Raw genomic sequence first — 15,720 nt, forward strand, 5'->3', positions numbered from 1 at the left:
CGCCGGGGTGCCCCGGCCAACGCTGGAGATCGCTGACATCTTTCGCGCTCATGGTCCCGCGTGGCGGCAGGCCAATGCGGGGCATGTCAGCCTGACCCAGCTGAAGGTGATGTCGGCGATTGAAGCCTGCCGGACCGAAGCGCTCGGCGGGCATGTCGCGGGCTGTGCCAAGTGTGGCCACCACCACATCGCCTACAACTCCTGCAAGAACCGCCACTGCCCGAAGTGCCAGGGACCGGCGGCACGCGACTGGATGGAAGCCCGCGCCGAGGACCTTCTGCCTGTGGAGTATTTCCACGTCGTCTTCACCCTGCCAGCCGAGATCGCGCAGATCGCCTTCTGGAACAAGAAGGCCGTCTACGGCCTGCTGTTCCGCGCGTCCGCGGAAACGGTCATGACCATCGCCGCCGATCCCAAGCGCCTCGGCGCCCGGATCGGCATGACCAGCGTGCTGCACACATGGGGATCGGCCCTGACGCATCACCCCCACATCCACATGATCGTGCCGGGCGGAGGCCTGTCGCTGGATGGCACCCGATGGGTCGCCTGCAAGCGGGGGTTCTTCCTGCATGTTCGCGTGCTGTCCCGCCTGTTCCGGCGGCTTTTCCTCGACGGCCTGCTGGCCCTGCATCGGGCCGGAGAGCTGGCTTTCTACGGCGGTCTCGAAGGATTGGCGCAAGCAGATGCCTTTGCCGCTTGGCTCAAACCGTTCCGCAGATCCGAATGGATCGTCTACGCCAAACCGCCCTTCGGCGGCCCCGAGGCGGTGCTGGCCTACCTGAGCCGCTACACCCACCGCGTCGCGATCTCGAACCATCGCCTGATCAGCGCAGACGCCGAGACGGTGGCGTTTCGATGGAAGGACTACCGCATCAAGTCCGGTAACAGGCAGAAGGTCATGCGCCTCTCGACATCGGAGTTCATCCGCCGGTTCCTGATGCATGTCCTCCCCGACGGCTTCCACCGCATCCGGCACTACGGCCTGCTGGCCAGCGCGAGCCGGAAGGTCAACATCGACCGGATCCGAACCCTGCTTGGCCAGACCATGCCGGTCCGGGATGCTCTGCCCGCCGCCGAGGCAGCGCCGCTCACCCTGCGCGAGCCGTGCCCTTGCTGCGGCGGCCCGATGCGCATCATCGAAATTTTCCGCCGCGGCCAGAAACCGATGTCGCGCGCCCCACCTCGGGAGCAGGCCGCATGACGAAACGCCCGTCACTGTCACGAACACCACTCCGGATCTTGCAGTCGGCCCGGCCCGGCTCAGCTTTGCACTACGCGGCGCCGCACCGACGAGCCGCCGACGGAATGCGCCATCCGAGACCGAACAGCATCATCTGGGCGGATCAGGGCGCCATTGGGAACGGTCTACAGCCTTCGAACCGCACACCACGCTGCACCGGCGCTGGAAACCTCAGCGCACTTTCCCCATAGACAGCACCTGGCCACCGCGGCTTCCACCTTGGGAGGATTTCCAACGCGGGCCGACGAAGCACCGCCAGGAAATGTTGCGCCACGGCCCGCGTCGAAAATCCTTCACCTGAGCAGTCGTTGGCCTATCTCGCAGCGAAGGTCGGCTCCGAGCCCATTTGTCCCCATTGTGTGAATTCACTTTTCTCGCTGCATGCGCTCGCAGCGTGGAAAATGCGGCGTCAGCGTAAAATTTGGTGCTGCCGCGCGGCGGGAAAACCAGCCATTCGTGCAGAGTGCAACAAGGATCAGAGGTCGAATTCCCAGACTGCGGACGAAGCACCATTTCGCCGCAGCTGTACCAATGACTGCTTTAGGAACGCGGTCTAGCAAAATTGTATTTACTGGTGACACTGTCTGACGTCAGCGCCTATGGGTCCAAATAGCGGTATTTGATAAGAGAGTGTTCTTGGCTCATCGTCACCACTGAGGAGTGGAAGATGAGACAAACAACTGGACCACGTAAAAGCCCTGGCGAGAAGATCGTCAAAGATATCAAACGGGCGACGCGCAAGCATTATTCATCTGAAGAAAAGATCCGGATCGTGCTGGACGGGCTGCGCGGTGAGGACAGCATTGCAGAGCTGTGCCGCCGTGAAGGGATCTCGCAGGGCATCTATTACAAATACTTCATGGAAGCTGGGAAACGACGTTTGGCTGGGGATACGGCACGTGCTGCGAACACAGACGAGGTCAAAGACCTGCGTCGTGAAGCCCGAGACCTGAAGGAAGTCGTTGCAGAGCAAACACTCGAGCTCCGTTTGCTCAAAAAAAGCATGCTGGGCCCCTCTCATTGATTGCTGCGCAATCAACGACCGGGCAATGGATGGGGGCGGCCACGCATGAGGTAAACCACTTGAACCACTGCGCTCGAGGTGCGCATCTCATGAGGGGCTTTAATGCGATGTGGGCGGGAAGCTGCCATCTGCTGCAGTACGTGCAAATGGCCGGTTAAGGGCAAATTTCTTTGTGGATTAAATATCGATCCAGAATCCTTCTTCCCGATCTTGAAACTCTGTGTAGCGGTATTGCCGTGTGCCTGATTTCACGCTGCACCATACAGCGGTCTTAAGAGAGTTGCCCAACATTGAAGAGCACGAGATACAAACATAGCGGAAACCCACGAAAATTGAGTAGTAACATCCCCAATCAGACTAAATGTCATATTCACGATTGAACTTCTTGCGTTGGATCGCGGGGTGGGGGCTATAGCCATCTTCATGGGATGCTGGTGCCAAGAGTAGCCAATCCAACACTGCAACCGCGATTGAAGCGCCGAGCGTTCCGATCAAGGTCAAAAACACTCGTTGGACCATTGCGACCTCAGGGTTGCTTGTTGTCAGGGACGTTGCCACCAAAACCGCAGCAACGGACAGGCCAAACTGGTAGACCGACGCCGACATCCGCCCGCGCATCATCGCAACACCAAAACCCCAGCCGACTGTAAACATCAACACCAGCAAAACCTCGAAATGCGCCGAAAACCCGTATAGTGCCAATACAACCAGCGCGACAATCCCGCCTATCAAAGTAGCCCAACTCCGCTCGGCGGCTTCTGCAAAGGCCTCATCTTGAGTCGGGAAAATTAGTGGAAAGACAGCCGCAATCGCTAGGATCATATCCGAGACTGGCAAAACTGCGTATAGCCAGAAACACAGCCCGGTTAAAACCACAGCACGGATCAAGGCACCACCACCATGATGCCCCGCCGCGGCCCGCGGGGCGTCGACGTGTTTTTCTTTCGTTTTCGCAGGCACCAGCAGGTAAAGCGTGGGAATTGTGACCGCCGCAACACCACAGCCTAGGTCGTGTTGACAAAAGGGATTCACATCAGGCTTTGAGCATGATTCAAGCTGGCATCTGCGATGGAGACCAGCTTGGCACGAGACCTTATGTCGGACGAGGAATGGACGTTCTTTGAGCGCTTCATCCTCGCCGTCCGCGCCCCGAACGGGCGTAAACCCACCAACCACCGCCTCGTTCTTGATGGGATTTTCTGGATTGCCCGAACCGGGGCGCCTTGGCGCGATCTTCCCGGGGAGTTCGGCAAGTGGTCGAGCGTCTATCGGCAATTCCGGCGCTGGACGTTGGCCGGGCTCTGGGAGGACATCATGGAGGCACTGAACCAGAGCGGAGCTGTGCCAAGCGCCCTGCAGATGATCGACAGCACCGTAATCCGCGCCCACCATCAGGCAGCGGGCGCTAAAGGGGGACTCCACGACAGGGTTTCGGCCGTTCTCGAGGTGGCTTTACGACCAAGATCCACCTCCTCGTCAATGCACACGGGCTTCCCATGAGGACAGAGATCACGCCAGGCCAGACGTCGGACTATCTCGGCTTCGATCTGGTGATGGCGGATAATCTGCCCCGCCCGAGCGTGCTGCTCGCGGATCGCGGCTACGATGCAGACAAGATCAGAGACGGCATGGAAGCGCGCAACGTCCTGCCCGTGATCCCGATGCGAAAGTCCCGCAAGAAGCGGATTGGTGTCGATCGCTCGCTGTATCGCCTGCGTAATCTGGTCGAACGCTGCTTCAACAAGCTCAAGAACGCCAGGCGTGTCGCGACCCGCTACGACAAGACGGCGGAAAGCTTCCTCGGCTTCATTGACATCACGTCGATCCGTCTCTGGATCCGCCATTTGTCAACATGACCTAGAAGAAAACCGTCGCGAAAAATATTCAACATCACCGGATTTTTCATCCCGACAATCGACATCAGGGAGGCCGCAATCAGCAAGAGCATCCCAAAAGCGCTGCCAGTTCTGCGGGTGAAATAAAAGCCGACAAAATAGAACATGAACATCACCAACAACATCGCAGCGGGCACATGGCGTGTGATGGCAACGATCCCCGCCATCAGCCAGACCACCACCGCAAAAGCCACCGCCCCGCCAATCGCGCGCGCCGGATCAAAGGCCTTGCGCAGCCCCGCAATCAGCCCGATCGGCAAGGCGACACAGATCGGCGCCAAAGTTGGCTGTAGCCAAGCCATTGCCAAAAACCCTGCAACAACCGTCAGCCCGAGCCGAATAGGAAAATTAGGATCGTCAGCAGAGCGAGGGCGGGGAGCTATATACATCTCGGGGCCTTAGTATAATGCGGTGGTCCAGCTGCCGATGCGCTGGAAAAATGCGGCTGTGCGGGTGACAAAATGGGTGCCACCGTCAGGGTGAATGAGAACATTTACCTTCCCCCCCAAACGGGCTTGCCGCGGCCAAGTATGAGTGGTTCCTTCAAGCACAATCCGAACCGGCATTTTGCGCGCTGGCTCAAACCACTGGCTGATTGGGGTGTTGACCGGCAGGCCGCCAACCTCAGAGCGACCGGGATTTATCCCCCAGCCAAGGCTTTCAACATGGCCTTCAAAAATCTGCCCTGGTATCGCATCAAACACCAACGTAACTCGATCATTTGGCTGCACATTAACAAGCTGGTTTTCACGCAAGTCCGCCGTGATCCAGACTGCTTCGCCGTCGATAAAAGTCATGGTCGGCGACCCTGTACCAACAAACTGCCCCAGCCCCAAGTGCACATTGGTCACAACGCCGGGGCCGGGCGCGCGCGCCACTGTGCTTAGGTCGTGTTGACAAAAGGGATTCACATCAGGCTTTGAGCATGATTCAAGCTGGCATCTGCGATGGAGACCAGCTTGGCACGAGACCTTATGTCGGACGAGGAATGGACGTTCTTTGAGCGCTTCATCCTCGCCGTCCGCGCCCCGAACGGGCGTAAACCCACCAACCACCGCCTCGTTCTTGATGGGATTTTCTGGATTGCCCGAACCGGGGCGCCTTGGCGCGATCTTCCCGGGGAGTTCGGCAAGTGGTCGAGCGTCTATCGGCAATTCCGGCGCTGGACGTTGGCCGGGCTCTGGGAGGACATCATGGAGGCACTGAACCAGAGCGGAGCTGTGCCAAGCGCCCTGCAGATGATCGACAGCACCGTAATCCGCGCCCACCATCAGGCAGCGGGCGCTAAAGGGGGACTCCACGACAGGGTTTCGGCCGTTCTCGAGGTGGCTTTACGACCAAGATCCACCTCCTCGTCAATGCACACGGGCTTCCCATGAGGACAGAGATCACGCCAGGCCAGACGTCGGACTATCTCGGCTTCGATCTGGTGATGGCGGATAATCTGCCCCGCCCGAGCGTGCTGCTCGCGGATCGCGGCTACGATGCAGACAAGATCAGAGACGGCATGGAAGCGCGCAACGTCCTGCCCGTGATCCCGATGCGAAAGTCCCGCAAGAAGCGGATTGGTGTCGATCGCTCGCTGTATCGCCTGCGTAATCTGGTCGAACGCTGCTTCAACAAGCTCAAGAACGCCAGGCGTGTCGCGACCCGCTACGACAAGACGGCGGAAAGCTTCCTCGGCTTCATTGACATCACGTCGATCCGTCTCTGGATCCGCCATTTGTCAACATGACCTAGCAAGTCATATTCCGCCACTTCCAAAGCGAGTTCGGCGGCGCGAATTTGTGGATTACCCTCGCCGGCGGCTCCAAGCTGTAACCGCGCGCTTTCGGCAGTGGCCTGAGCGGCATGCAGTGCTGCCTCAGCGGCGGCAAGGTTTGCCTGCGCCTGATCACGCGCCGCACCCGAAACGATGCCCCGTTCAAAAAGGGCGGCAGAGCGTTCTGCGCTGGTTCGGGCCGTGTCTGCATTGGCGCGCGCTTGGGCAATCTGGGCCTGGGCCGCCTCGATTTGCGCGCTTGACGCATCAACCCCCTGCACCACCTGTGCCAAAGACGCCTGCGCCCGTTCTACCGCCAATTCAAACGGTCTGGGATCAATGCGAAACATCGCATCCCCCGTGTCCAGAATGGCATTGTCATGTACTTCAATCGCAATAATCCGCCCGGAAACGCGTGGTGCTACTTGCACAACGCTGGCTGAAACGATCCCCCGCGAACTGCCCGGTGCATAATGATCCGAGGCAACAGTCCACGTCACGATCCCCGACAAGAGAACCAAGACTATGGCCAGCACTAGAAAAATCGGTTTCTTGCTTTCGGGTTCTGCAATTTCTGGCCCAGTGTCAGTGGGCATATCCTGCGCTACTGGTTTGCTGGGGTTTGACGGGGGTGGGGAGGTCTCATTTGACATGTCTCAGGCTTTCTAAACGCTCATCGCTCTTGGGCATTGTGCTTTTTCACGGAAATCACGTTGTACTCATTCCTCTCAGCCCAATACGGACAACAGTGTCCATTTGTCAATTGACAAATGGACACTTTTGTCCGTATCTGCGTTAGAATTATAGGAGCACCCGCGCCCAATGAAACAACGCCCTGATGCGCAAAAAAACCGCGAACGCCTATTGGCCGCCGCTAAGCTTGTATTTTCTGAATTTGGTGTCACGGCTCCGTTGGAACTTGTCCGCGAACGCGCGAATGTCGGCCGCGCCACGCTTTATCGAAACTTCCCAAATCGACAAGCGTTGTTTCTAGCCCTTGTCGATGAGGCTCTTGATGAACTCGACCTTCATTCTGATGACTTTTGGGACCTTCTGGCAGAGGCTGCCGTCAAAGTGGTGGAAAATGAAGTGAGCCACGCCATTTGGGATGCGGCAGATATCGACAGCGACCAATTGGCGATCCGTCACAAAAAGTTGGTCGGGATATTTGAGACACCGCTGGCCATTGCAAAGCAAGACAAGAGCGTCGACCCCGACATTGCCCCCTCTGATATCGTGTTGCTGTTGCGTATGATTGGCGGAGCGGTTCACTCTGGCCCAACGACCGAACGCAGGCAAGTGGCGATGCGCGCCGTCGAGCTCCTCCGAAGAGGGATTTCTAGGCTCCAGACCCATTGATCTCGGGCGTTTGACGTGATTCAGGCTCCGCAAGGAGACCTTTTGAATGAGCAATCTTTTCTGGCTGACAGAAGCGCAGATGGCGCGCCTCAAACCCTTCTTTCCCAAGAGCCATGGCAAGCCCCGTGTTGATGACCGACGTGTCCTGAGCGGCATAATTTTCATCAATCGTAATGGCTTGCGATGGTGCGACGCGCCGAAGGACTACGGCCCCGCCAAGACGCTCTACAACCGCTGGAAGCGCTGGAGCGACAACGGTGTCTTTGCCCGGATCCTGATGGGCCTGGCCGCCGAAAGCACCGAGCACAAGACAATCATGATGGATGCGACCTATCTGAAAGCCCATCGCACGGCGTCGAGCCTGCGGGTCAAAAAAGGGGGCGCGGGCGCCAGATCGGGCGAACGAAAGGTGGCATGAACACGAAACTGCACGCCGTCACCGACGCGAAAGGACGCCCGATCCAGTTCTTCATGTCGGCTGGGCAAGTGAGTGACTATACTGGCGCGGCGGCCCTGCTGAGCAGCCTGCCAAAGGCCGACTGGATGCTTGCGGACAGGGGTTATGACGCCGACTGGTTCCGCGAGGCCCTGAAAAACAAGGGGATAAAGGTTTGTATCCCGGGTCGCAAGTCGCGCAAGAAGGCGGTCAAATACGACAAGCGGCGCTACAAAAGCCGCAACCGCATCGAAATCATGTTCGGCCGACTCAAGGATTGGAGACGCGTCGCCACCCGATACGACCGTTGCCCCGAGACCTTCTTCTCTGCAATCCTGCTCGCCGCGACCGTCATCTTCTGGTTATGATCAAGAACGAGTCCTGAACCTAGGTTCAGGACCTATTAATCGACTTGATGCTGGGTTGGTGTCATGATTCACGAACCCCAATGATTTGGGGGACAGATGAGCAATCTTTATTGGCTTACAGAAGCGCAGATGGTGCGACTTCGAAAACAGACAGCGCAATGTGAACCAAGAAGGTGTCTAGAAAACTAGGGGCTATTCATATGGACCTTGGTCAACGGCATAAAATCTTAGATGGAATTTGACTACAAAATGGCGGGTTCCAGTCTTGCCCGAAATAGGCTCCAATTCATTTAGGACAACCTGAACAAATTGATTCTATATCAATCACTTAACTTTTCCCTAGGTTCCAATCTTCACCGGACGCCACAAGAGGCATCCCATGCCTCTTTTCCTTTAAAGCAGCCATTCATGCAGCCGTAGCCAACGGGAGCAAAGTCCCACCGCCTTGATTGTTGGGGCAAGCCGCAGCGAAATGTCGTTTTGGATTCCATCCGGCGTTACACGATCCAATGGCAGGTTTGGTGCAAATTGCTGCACCGCTGAAAGTCCTGTGCTGCGTTCGCATGGGAATGCTGCGCGAGCACTCGCTGCGAAGCAAACGGCGGCAAAGTCCGCATTGCTGCCGTTCGTTCAGAACGCAGCGAACGTCTACTCCCCGCCCATCACGTCGAATGCCTGGACAAGCAATCCCTATAGTCGGCAGCGTAGTCCCTGCACATCAACCGTGGCCAGAGCCTTGCGGCCTCCCCTGCTCGGCTTCGCGTGTCGCAGGGGAGAACGGCCCTTCGGTCCGTCGCGCATTCGGCCATGCGGCCTCACCGCGGCGTCGTACCCGGCATCCCGGTTTGCCCGCCTCGCGAGCACGTTCCTCCCCGGCCGCTCCGCCGGATTGCGCTTTGGTCTGTTTTGCTTGAGAGCAAAACGATCCCGCCACTCCATCCGTCTCCCGCGTCCGGTCGGGCCGTTTGCCTGCTCGGGTCGGTCAAACCTACCGTCAAAACACACACACATGAGTGCGGAAGCATATCCTCCGGATGGCCCCCAAATCAGCCCGCGTCAAGGATCGCAAAACTTTTCGGCGAGGGCGGGGCCAGTGGTGCGGGGCGGTCCTGTGCGTGAGGCCGCGCATGTGTCGGGTGTTGTGCACGGAAAACTTTTGCGCCCGGCAAGCCGGCGGCTGCGCCGTCCCTGACCCGGGCAGATTCGGAAACCAAGCATTCGGCCATGCCCCCGCACTCACGTGGTGGCCTAGAAACCGAACACTGGAGACCAGACATGGCTTACGACACTGCGAACACCTACGAGACCATCGAGCTTTTCGGGCTGACCGAGAAGGATGCACAACTCCCGATCCCCGAGGATCACATCCTGACCGACCACATCATCCGCGAGAGCTTCGAGGCTTTGCTCGGGCAGCTGCGCGGGACTGGGCTTGAAGCAGAGATCGAACCGCTGGCCCATGGGCTCGCCACGATCCTGCAGCGGCGCAAGGTGGCGCTTGGCAAGGAGGTCGACCGCACCGCCGACAAGATCGGCGCGCTGGCAAAATCCCACGACGGATCGGAGATCGCTGAGACCGCGCTCGAAGAGGCGCAGGCGCGCTTCCTGCAGTTGCGCGAGATTGTCGGCGCCATCGAGGTGATGAGCGAGGCGGCGGCGGAATGCTACGAGATCGAGACGGGCCACGCTTTCATCCCGGCAGCCGGGTCGCGCGCAAGCGTCCGGGCGCAGGAGACCGGGGCAGTCTTCGAGGCACGGCAGCTCCTTGAACAGCACGACCGTGAGACTGCCGAGAAGTCGAAAGTCGAGGGGGTGCCCCTGATCGTCTCAGGCGCCACCGACTGGACCGATGTCGATGTGATCTTCAACACGCTCGACAAGGTTCGCGAACGGATCAAGCAGAACCGCAACCAGGAGATCTTCCTCTGCCACAAGGGTGGCAAGCACGGGGCAGAGATGATTGCGGCTCGGTGGGCCCGGGCACGCGGGATAGCACAGGCGCGCTTCGATCCGCGCTGGTCCGCGCATGGGCGGGCGGCACCGTTCAAGTGCAACGATGAGATGCTGGACGACAAGTTCGCGGCGACGGGGGTTGTACTCTTCGGCGGCAATGGGGTCGCGCTGAACCTCGGGCAGAAGGCGGAAGCAAAAGGCCTGACGGTCATGCGGGTTGCGGACCCTGCGAAGAAGACTGCGCAGGATTGAAGAGAGGGGGTCGCGCTTGGCGCGGCCCTTTCGTCGTTTCTCATGGGCGTGGCAATTCTCCAAGAACCTTTTGCCTAGCAATTTCCTGTTTTGATAGGTATATGCGTGCCAAGCAAAACTTGGAAATGATTGGCATGACCCCACTCAGCAGCATCGCGATGAGCGCCTACACCGATCTGGTACGTCTTTTGAAGGACGACGCCTTGTCCGGTGTTGAAGGCAAGCCGACGCTCAAAGAGCGCGGCGACAAGGCCTATTGGTATGCCGCGCGGCGCGTCGGAACCGAGATGCGGTTCATCTATATCGGCGAGGACAGTGACGAGACGCGTGCACGTATCAACCGGATTGAGGAGCTGCGCTCGACCGCCAAGGATCGGCAGGCGGAACGGTCTCGGCTTGTCCGCCTCTTGCGCGCCGAAGGCATGACCCCCACCGACCGGGCAACCGGGTCCATCCTGTCGGCGATGGCGGCAGCCGGGACTTTCCGTTTGGGTGGCACCATCGTTGGAACCAATGCGTTTCGCCTCTATGAAGGCGAGCTTGGTATCCGTCTGCCCATTGGCGGTATGGCCAACACCGGCGACATCGACATCGCCCAGTTCGAAAAGCTGAGCGTGGCGCTGCAAGATCAGGTTGACCCGGGTCTGGCGGAGACCTTCTCGGCGCTCAAATTTGATCCCCTACCGGCCCTTGACCAAGGCCGGACCTGGCGATGGGCCCAGGGTGGCAGTGGCCAGTTGGTCGAGTTCCTCACACCGGCGTTCGGGGATGAGACCATTCGTGATCTGCCAGCATTGGGCGTGAATGCCCAAGGATTGAACTATCTCAACTTCCTGATTGCCGAACCGATCCACGCGGCGGCGATCTATCGTTCCGGCGTTCTGGTGCAAGTGCCGCGCCCGGAGAGATACGCGATCCATAAACTGATCATCGCGGATCGGCGGCGGGACGGGGCGGGGAGCCTCAAGTCTGCCAAGGACCGCGAGCAGGCGGCTTTCCTGATCGCGGCGATGGTCGAGGACCGGCCCGATGATCTGGCCCGCGCCTATGCCACTGCGCTGGAGGTTGGCCCACGCTGGCGCGAGCACATCGGCAACTCGCTGAAGCGGATGCCTGAGACGAAACTAATCCTCGACGGGTTGGGAGTGTGATTACCGCAACGGGGTCGCGCTGAACCTCGGGCAGAAGGCGGAAGCGAAAGGCCTGACGGTCATGCGGGTTGCGGACCCGGCGAAGAAGACTGCGCAGGATTGAAGAGAGGGGGTCGCGCTTGGCGCGGCCCTTTCGTCATGTCTCATGGCGCGTGCGATCGGTCACGCGTGATCGGCAGTCTGCGGCAGCCAGCACCGTTATCCCTCTACCAAGTCCGTCAGAGTGCGGCCCATCCGCATCGGTATGGGCTCGGGATGGTGCGCACCTCACGCACATCGTCAGCATCGCAAGACACGAAGGCTCGAAACGTCGCACTTGAGGCTAAAGACTTGCGCGTCCCTCGGGTGGTGTTTCGGAACATCGCATCCACGCGGGCGGGCTCCGTCAGCACCCCGGCCAGGATCGGCGGGACGCGGACGCGGATGGTGGCGGCTGCGTGATGGCAAGGGTCAACCGGGTCTCTCCTTTTTGCTTATAGATGTGGATCGCACGGGGTCGGCCCAATCGTGCCCTCAGCATACGCTTCGGCAAGCACAAATACGGCTTCCACGGCTGGCCGCGGACCCTCCGCATTTGCGCTTGCGACCGGGCCTCTTGCCCCCGTGCCGGGTGATCCCCATCGCAACAAGGAGTAACCCAAATGACCAACCACTACGTCGCCACCGTCCCAGTCAAGTTCACCGACACCGATGGCCAGGAGCGCACCCGTTTTCAGCGCGTGGGTGCGATGTTCCGCAACACCCGCAACGGGGATGGATCGGAGTTCTTCAGCCTCAAGCTCGACTTCCCGGTCGCGGTCTCGGAGCTGGTGATGTTCCCGCCGAGCGCGAAGGATCCCCAGGACTGAATCCTCTGACGAGGATGGGCCGCCCCAGGACGATCTTGGGGCGGCCCGATCCCTGTTCCAGGGATGCCGGTCCCTACGCGTTCAACGGACGCACTCCGCCCGGAATGATCAGGCCGCGACAGACCGGCCAGTCAGCCTCAAGGGGGCCATCCACAAAAACCTATCGGCCAGGGCCTCCCGGTTTTTGCGGCAGAGATTTGGCAAGCCAAATCTGGCCCTCCTTGACCCTGCCTGTCCGCCCTGTCGGTGAGGTTTGCGCCCGCCCGCGCTTCCGTCCGAACACATGCGTGTTCGGCCAGAGCCTCGGGCGGGGCTGGCGGACGGGACCCCTAGGACAGGTGGGTCGCCCGGTGGTGAGGGCGGCAGAGCCGCGTCCCTGCGGGCCGCGGCGTGAAGCGGACACCAAGGCTGCCTGAGCCTGGATGCGACGTAAGTATATAATTGACAGCTTGGTATAATATCGTAAGGTAGGGGCAGCCTTGGTGGAAGGTGGCAGGAAATAGGGGGTCTTTCTTCGCATGTCGCGCTCAAAACGTCTCACAGATGCGGACCGCATGGAGATCGTTCGCGAAGCTGCGGAAGGCGTTTCCACTTCAGTGCTGGCGGAACGGTTTGGCGTTTCGGTGCGGGCGATCCAGTACACGCTCAAAGCCGATGCCGAGCGCCAGACGGATGCCGCAATTCCGGTCTCAGCGGTCAGTGTGAAAGTGACGGCCGCGGAGCTGGCGGCGCTCGACGAGGTGTTGGCGAAGGCGGGGATCGAGAGCCGTGCCGAGGGGCTCAGGCGGCTCATTCAGGCGGCGGGCGGGGTGTTCGTTCCAGACGCGCAGATGGCAGCAGAGATGGCGCGCTACCGCGCCTCTCTACACGAGGTCGGCAATGGGGTCGGGCAGATCGCCAAGCAGATGACGCGGGCCAACCGGATGGGGCAGGGGGCCGTGGGGGGCACGAGTGCCGAGTTCACCGAATTGCGCCTTGCGCAGATGCGCGGGCTGGCGCGGTTCATTCTCGATTCCGCGGACGAGATCGATCTGCTTCTGCGCCGCCGTCGAGACGCGATGCAGCTCGAGGCCACGGCCGTGCTGAGGGAGTTTGCCCATGCGGCTGAATGATGCCGTCCATGCCGTCACGGGCGAGGTCTTCCGGGATGGCTGGAGCCGGATCCGGGGCTCGATGCAGGGGCTGCATGTCGCCAAGCAGAGCCAGCTTGTGCGCGCGGCGGCAGGGCATCGGCCAGCCGTCTTCAAGGCGATCCGGGGCGGCGGCACGCATACCAAATCGCAGCTGATGAACCAGCTCGATTACCTCACCACCAAGTCCACGCATATCGTGGACAGTAGCGGGTTCCTGGATGGCAAGGCGAAGCTCGAGGCGGGTGACATCAAGGATCTGACTGAGCGCTTCGCCAAGCGGTGGGATGCGGGCTTCAAACCCAAGCTGGGCCAGACCACCCATATGCTCATGTCCTTCCCTATCGGCACGCGCGGCGAGGATGTGCGTGACATCGCGACGGATGTGGCCGAGCGGGTCTTCCAAACCGACGAAGGTCATTTCGATTACATCATCGCGGTGCATGAGGATCGCGATCACCCGCATGCGCATCTGGTGCTGAACCGCCGCTCGCAGGAAGGCGAGTTCTTCTTTCTGGGGCGCAACCATCGCTTCAACTATGACGACTTCCGCCTCGCCATGGTCGAAGAGGCGGAGAAGTATGGTGTGCGCCTAGAGGCCACACGGCGGGTGGAGCGCGGGGTTGTGCATTACCCGGCCCCTACCCGCGAGGTTTATGCGGCGAAAGAAGAGGGTCGCGCGCCCCGCGAGCGGGAACGTGTAGGGGCCGACTTGACGCGAACGCTGGCCCAGATCGCCAACACCAGAACTGTCTACCATTCGCTTGCCGCGGAAGCCTCCCGCGAGGCCCGCGAGGATATTGCCGCGGCCCTCTTCCGCGCAGGCGAGGTGCTGGCGCATGGCGGGCAGGTGGACCGAACAGGAGATGTGTATATGGCCGAGGATCAAAGTTTCGAGGATCTGAGAAGCCTCTATGCGGAGAAGCTGGCGCGGGTGCAGGGCATGATCGCCGAGAAGTCTGACGCGGAACGTCCCGTGCTGGAAAAACGTCTCATCGAGATCCAGACGCAGGTCCAGCACATGCAGCCTCTCGGTTTGCGATCATCCACGCTGTCAGAGACCCCCTCGGAGGGCGGGATCTATTCCGAGGCCAATATTGACGCCAGCCAGCTCGCGCGTCTGGCTACGCCCGACTTGAGATCGCGGATTGACGCGGCACTACACGGCACCGGGATCAGCACATCGGAAGTGGTGGCCCGGATCGAGACGGGCGCCTCAAATGCAGCGCTCGAGCATCAATGGATCGCAGATGATCTTTCCAAGGTGGCCGAGGCGCGCGATCTCAACCTTGAGCGCCGCGCCGATCTGGAACAGGCGCGCGACAGTCTCAACGATGTGCATGTCGCGCTCGGCACGCTTCTGGAGCGCGAGAACGTGCTGCGCCGGGATGGCGTCATGGAAGCGGAATCGGTCAGCGAGCGGTTCCATTATCATGAGGGCGCGGTCCGGGCGATGGAAGGGACAATCCGTCAGGAGATGCGCGCAGAGGGCCTGACAGCGCAGCAGATCGAGGACCGGGACTGGGAGGTTGTCTCAAGGGCGGAGCGCCGGATCGAGACCGAGCAGCGCGCATATCTCGAGGCACACCCGGACTTGCTCGCACGTCCCGGCGATGTGATCGACCGGTCTGAGCCCTACAGGGAGACCATCACCGATGCGGCCCGCGCCGGCGAAATCGCCCGCGATGTCGACCGGATCATGGAGGGGCGCGACCTCCGCGTGCCCGTTGCAGATGCTGTCACGGATGACTTGCGCGCGCGCTATCCGGACATGCCGTCCCACCTCGCCCGCGGGCTTGGCGCGACCTATGCCGCCGTCGTCGAGATACGCGACACAGAGGCCATCAATCAGGTCCGCCGCGAAACCGATATGCGCGACGAACTCGGGTTTGGAACGCGCGACGACGTCCTCGCAACCCCCGAAGAAACTGCGCCGCAGTCTGACCGTGCCGACCGCCTCTCAAGCGAGATTGCGCGTGTTTTGGACCATGAGCGGGCCGGGGAGCTGTCCGCACCCTTCGAGACCGAGGCGGAGCGGGACGCCTTCCGCGAGGAGATCGCGCGGGTGCTGGATGACCGCCAACTTGAGCGGCTCACATCCGGCGATGCCGATGCGCTGGACAAGGTTCTCGAGGACCGCCTCGACCGGCTTTATGTCGCCAAGGTCTACCTGCAATCGGATGCAGCAACGGCCAACACGGAGGCCTTGCGCCAGGTGGTCGATGATCTTGCCGACACCGAATACGAAAAACACCGCGCGACAGACGTGGATGGCGAGACCGAGCGGGGTCAGGTCCATTGA

The 15,720-nt window shown here is 60.5% G+C and carries 14 protein-coding genes and 1 pseudogene; 11 read left to right on the forward strand and 4 right to left on the reverse strand.

Annotated features, from left to right (window positions below; all coding sequences use genetic code 11):
* The first annotated feature begins 7 nt into the window (after positions 1 to 7).
* Together PAF12_RS17155 and PAF12_RS17160 are read left to right on the forward strand one after the other, a co-directional pair.
* Entirely contained in the window at positions 8 to 1,201 is a 1,194-nt protein-coding gene (locus PAF12_RS17155) for an IS91 family transposase (RefSeq protein ID WP_043870818.1), read from the forward strand.
* 706 nt (positions 1,202 to 1,907) lie between these two features.
* A pseudogene (locus PAF12_RS17160) lies at positions 1,908 to 2,240 on the forward strand (transposase); the annotation flags it as partial.
* A gap of 381 nt (positions 2,241 to 2,621) precedes the next feature.
* On the opposite strand, the gene PAF12_RS17165 reads toward PAF12_RS17160, so the two are convergent.
* A complete protein-coding gene (locus PAF12_RS17165) occupies positions 2,622 to 3,224 on the reverse strand; it encodes an FUSC family protein (protein ID WP_271109835.1) in 603 nt (200 codons plus the stop codon).
* A gap of 108 nt (positions 3,225 to 3,332) precedes the next feature.
* Between PAF12_RS17165 and PAF12_RS17170 the strand changes: the two genes are divergently transcribed.
* A protein-coding gene (locus PAF12_RS17170) for an IS5 family transposase (RefSeq protein WP_173485039.1) occupies positions 3,333 to 4,120 on the forward strand; the annotation gives its coding sequence in 2 pieces (ribosomal slippage) (positions 3,333 to 3,672 and positions 3,672 to 4,120; 789 coding nt in all).
* On the opposite strand, the gene PAF12_RS17175 is transcribed toward PAF12_RS17170, so the two are convergent.
* Both PAF12_RS17175 and PAF12_RS17180 read right to left on the reverse strand, forming a co-directional pair.
* Complete coding sequence (locus PAF12_RS17175; protein ID WP_271109836.1) at positions 4,039 to 4,548, reverse strand: hypothetical protein; 510 nt, start codon at positions 4,546 to 4,548, stop codon at positions 4,039 to 4,041. The genes PAF12_RS17170 and PAF12_RS17175 overlap by 82 nt on opposite strands.
* A gap of 9 nt (positions 4,549 to 4,557) precedes the next feature.
* On the reverse strand, positions 4,558 to 5,214 hold the full coding sequence (locus PAF12_RS17180; protein WP_271109837.1) for an HlyD family secretion protein: 657 nt from the start codon (positions 5,212 to 5,214) through the stop codon (positions 4,558 to 4,560).
* On the opposite strand from PAF12_RS17180, the gene PAF12_RS17185 reads away from it, so the two are divergent.
* A protein-coding gene (locus PAF12_RS17185; protein WP_173485039.1) for an IS5 family transposase occupies positions 5,107 to 5,894 on the forward strand; the annotation gives its coding sequence in 2 pieces (ribosomal slippage) (positions 5,107 to 5,446 and positions 5,446 to 5,894; 789 coding nt in all). The genes PAF12_RS17180 and PAF12_RS17185 overlap by 108 nt on opposite strands.
* Here PAF12_RS17185 and PAF12_RS17190 read toward each other — a convergent pair.
* On the reverse strand, positions 5,813 to 6,574 hold the full coding sequence (locus tag PAF12_RS17190; protein WP_271109838.1) for a biotin/lipoyl-binding protein: 762 nt from the start codon (positions 6,572 to 6,574) through the stop codon (positions 5,813 to 5,815). The two genes, PAF12_RS17185 and PAF12_RS17190, sit on opposite strands and share 82 nt — an antisense overlap.
* Before the next feature lie 169 nt (positions 6,575 to 6,743).
* On the opposite strand from PAF12_RS17190, the gene PAF12_RS17195 reads away from it, so the two are divergent.
* From PAF12_RS17195 to PAF12_RS17225, 7 genes are all read left to right on the forward strand, one after another.
* Positions 6,744 to 7,280 (forward strand): TetR/AcrR family transcriptional regulator, encoded by a 537-nt coding sequence (locus PAF12_RS17195; RefSeq protein WP_271109839.1) that lies wholly within the window; start codon positions 6,744 to 6,746, stop codon positions 7,278 to 7,280.
* Positions 7,281 to 7,326: 46 nt separating this feature from the next.
* Positions 7,327 to 8,084 (forward strand): IS5 family transposase gene (locus PAF12_RS17200; RefSeq protein ID WP_271109840.1). Its coding sequence is split into 2 segments (ribosomal slippage): positions 7,327 to 7,663 and positions 7,663 to 8,084, totalling 759 coding nucleotides; the frame shifts between segments, so codons are not numbered across the junction.
* A 1,275-nt stretch (positions 8,085 to 9,359) separates the two neighbouring features.
* Entirely contained in the window at positions 9,360 to 10,289 is a 930-nt protein-coding gene (locus PAF12_RS17205; protein WP_271109841.1) for a DUF2493 domain-containing protein, read from the forward strand.
* Between the two features lie 134 nt (positions 10,290 to 10,423).
* Positions 10,424 to 11,440, forward strand: a complete 1,017-nt coding sequence (locus tag PAF12_RS17210) for a GSU2403 family nucleotidyltransferase fold protein (protein WP_271109842.1) — start codon at positions 10,424 to 10,426, stop codon at positions 11,438 to 11,440.
* Positions 11,441 to 12,081: 641 nt separating this feature from the next.
* Entirely contained in the window at positions 12,082 to 12,288 is a 207-nt protein-coding gene (locus PAF12_RS17215; protein ID WP_007120662.1) for a hypothetical protein, read from the forward strand.
* Positions 12,289 to 12,806: 518 nt separating this feature from the next.
* Positions 12,807 to 13,400: a helix-turn-helix domain-containing protein gene (locus PAF12_RS17220; protein WP_271109843.1), complete on the forward strand. Its 594-nt coding sequence runs from the start codon at positions 12,807 to 12,809 to the stop codon at positions 13,398 to 13,400.
* Positions 13,387 to 15,720: a relaxase/mobilization nuclease domain-containing protein gene (locus PAF12_RS17225; protein WP_271109844.1), complete on the forward strand. Its 2,334-nt coding sequence runs from the start codon at positions 13,387 to 13,389 to the stop codon at positions 15,718 to 15,720. Before PAF12_RS17220 ends, PAF12_RS17225 begins: the two co-directional genes overlap by 14 nt.

The organism is Paracoccus sp. SCSIO 75233 (genome assembly GCF_027912675.1).
Classification (GTDB): Bacteria; Pseudomonadota; Alphaproteobacteria; order Rhodobacterales; family Rhodobacteraceae; genus Paracoccus.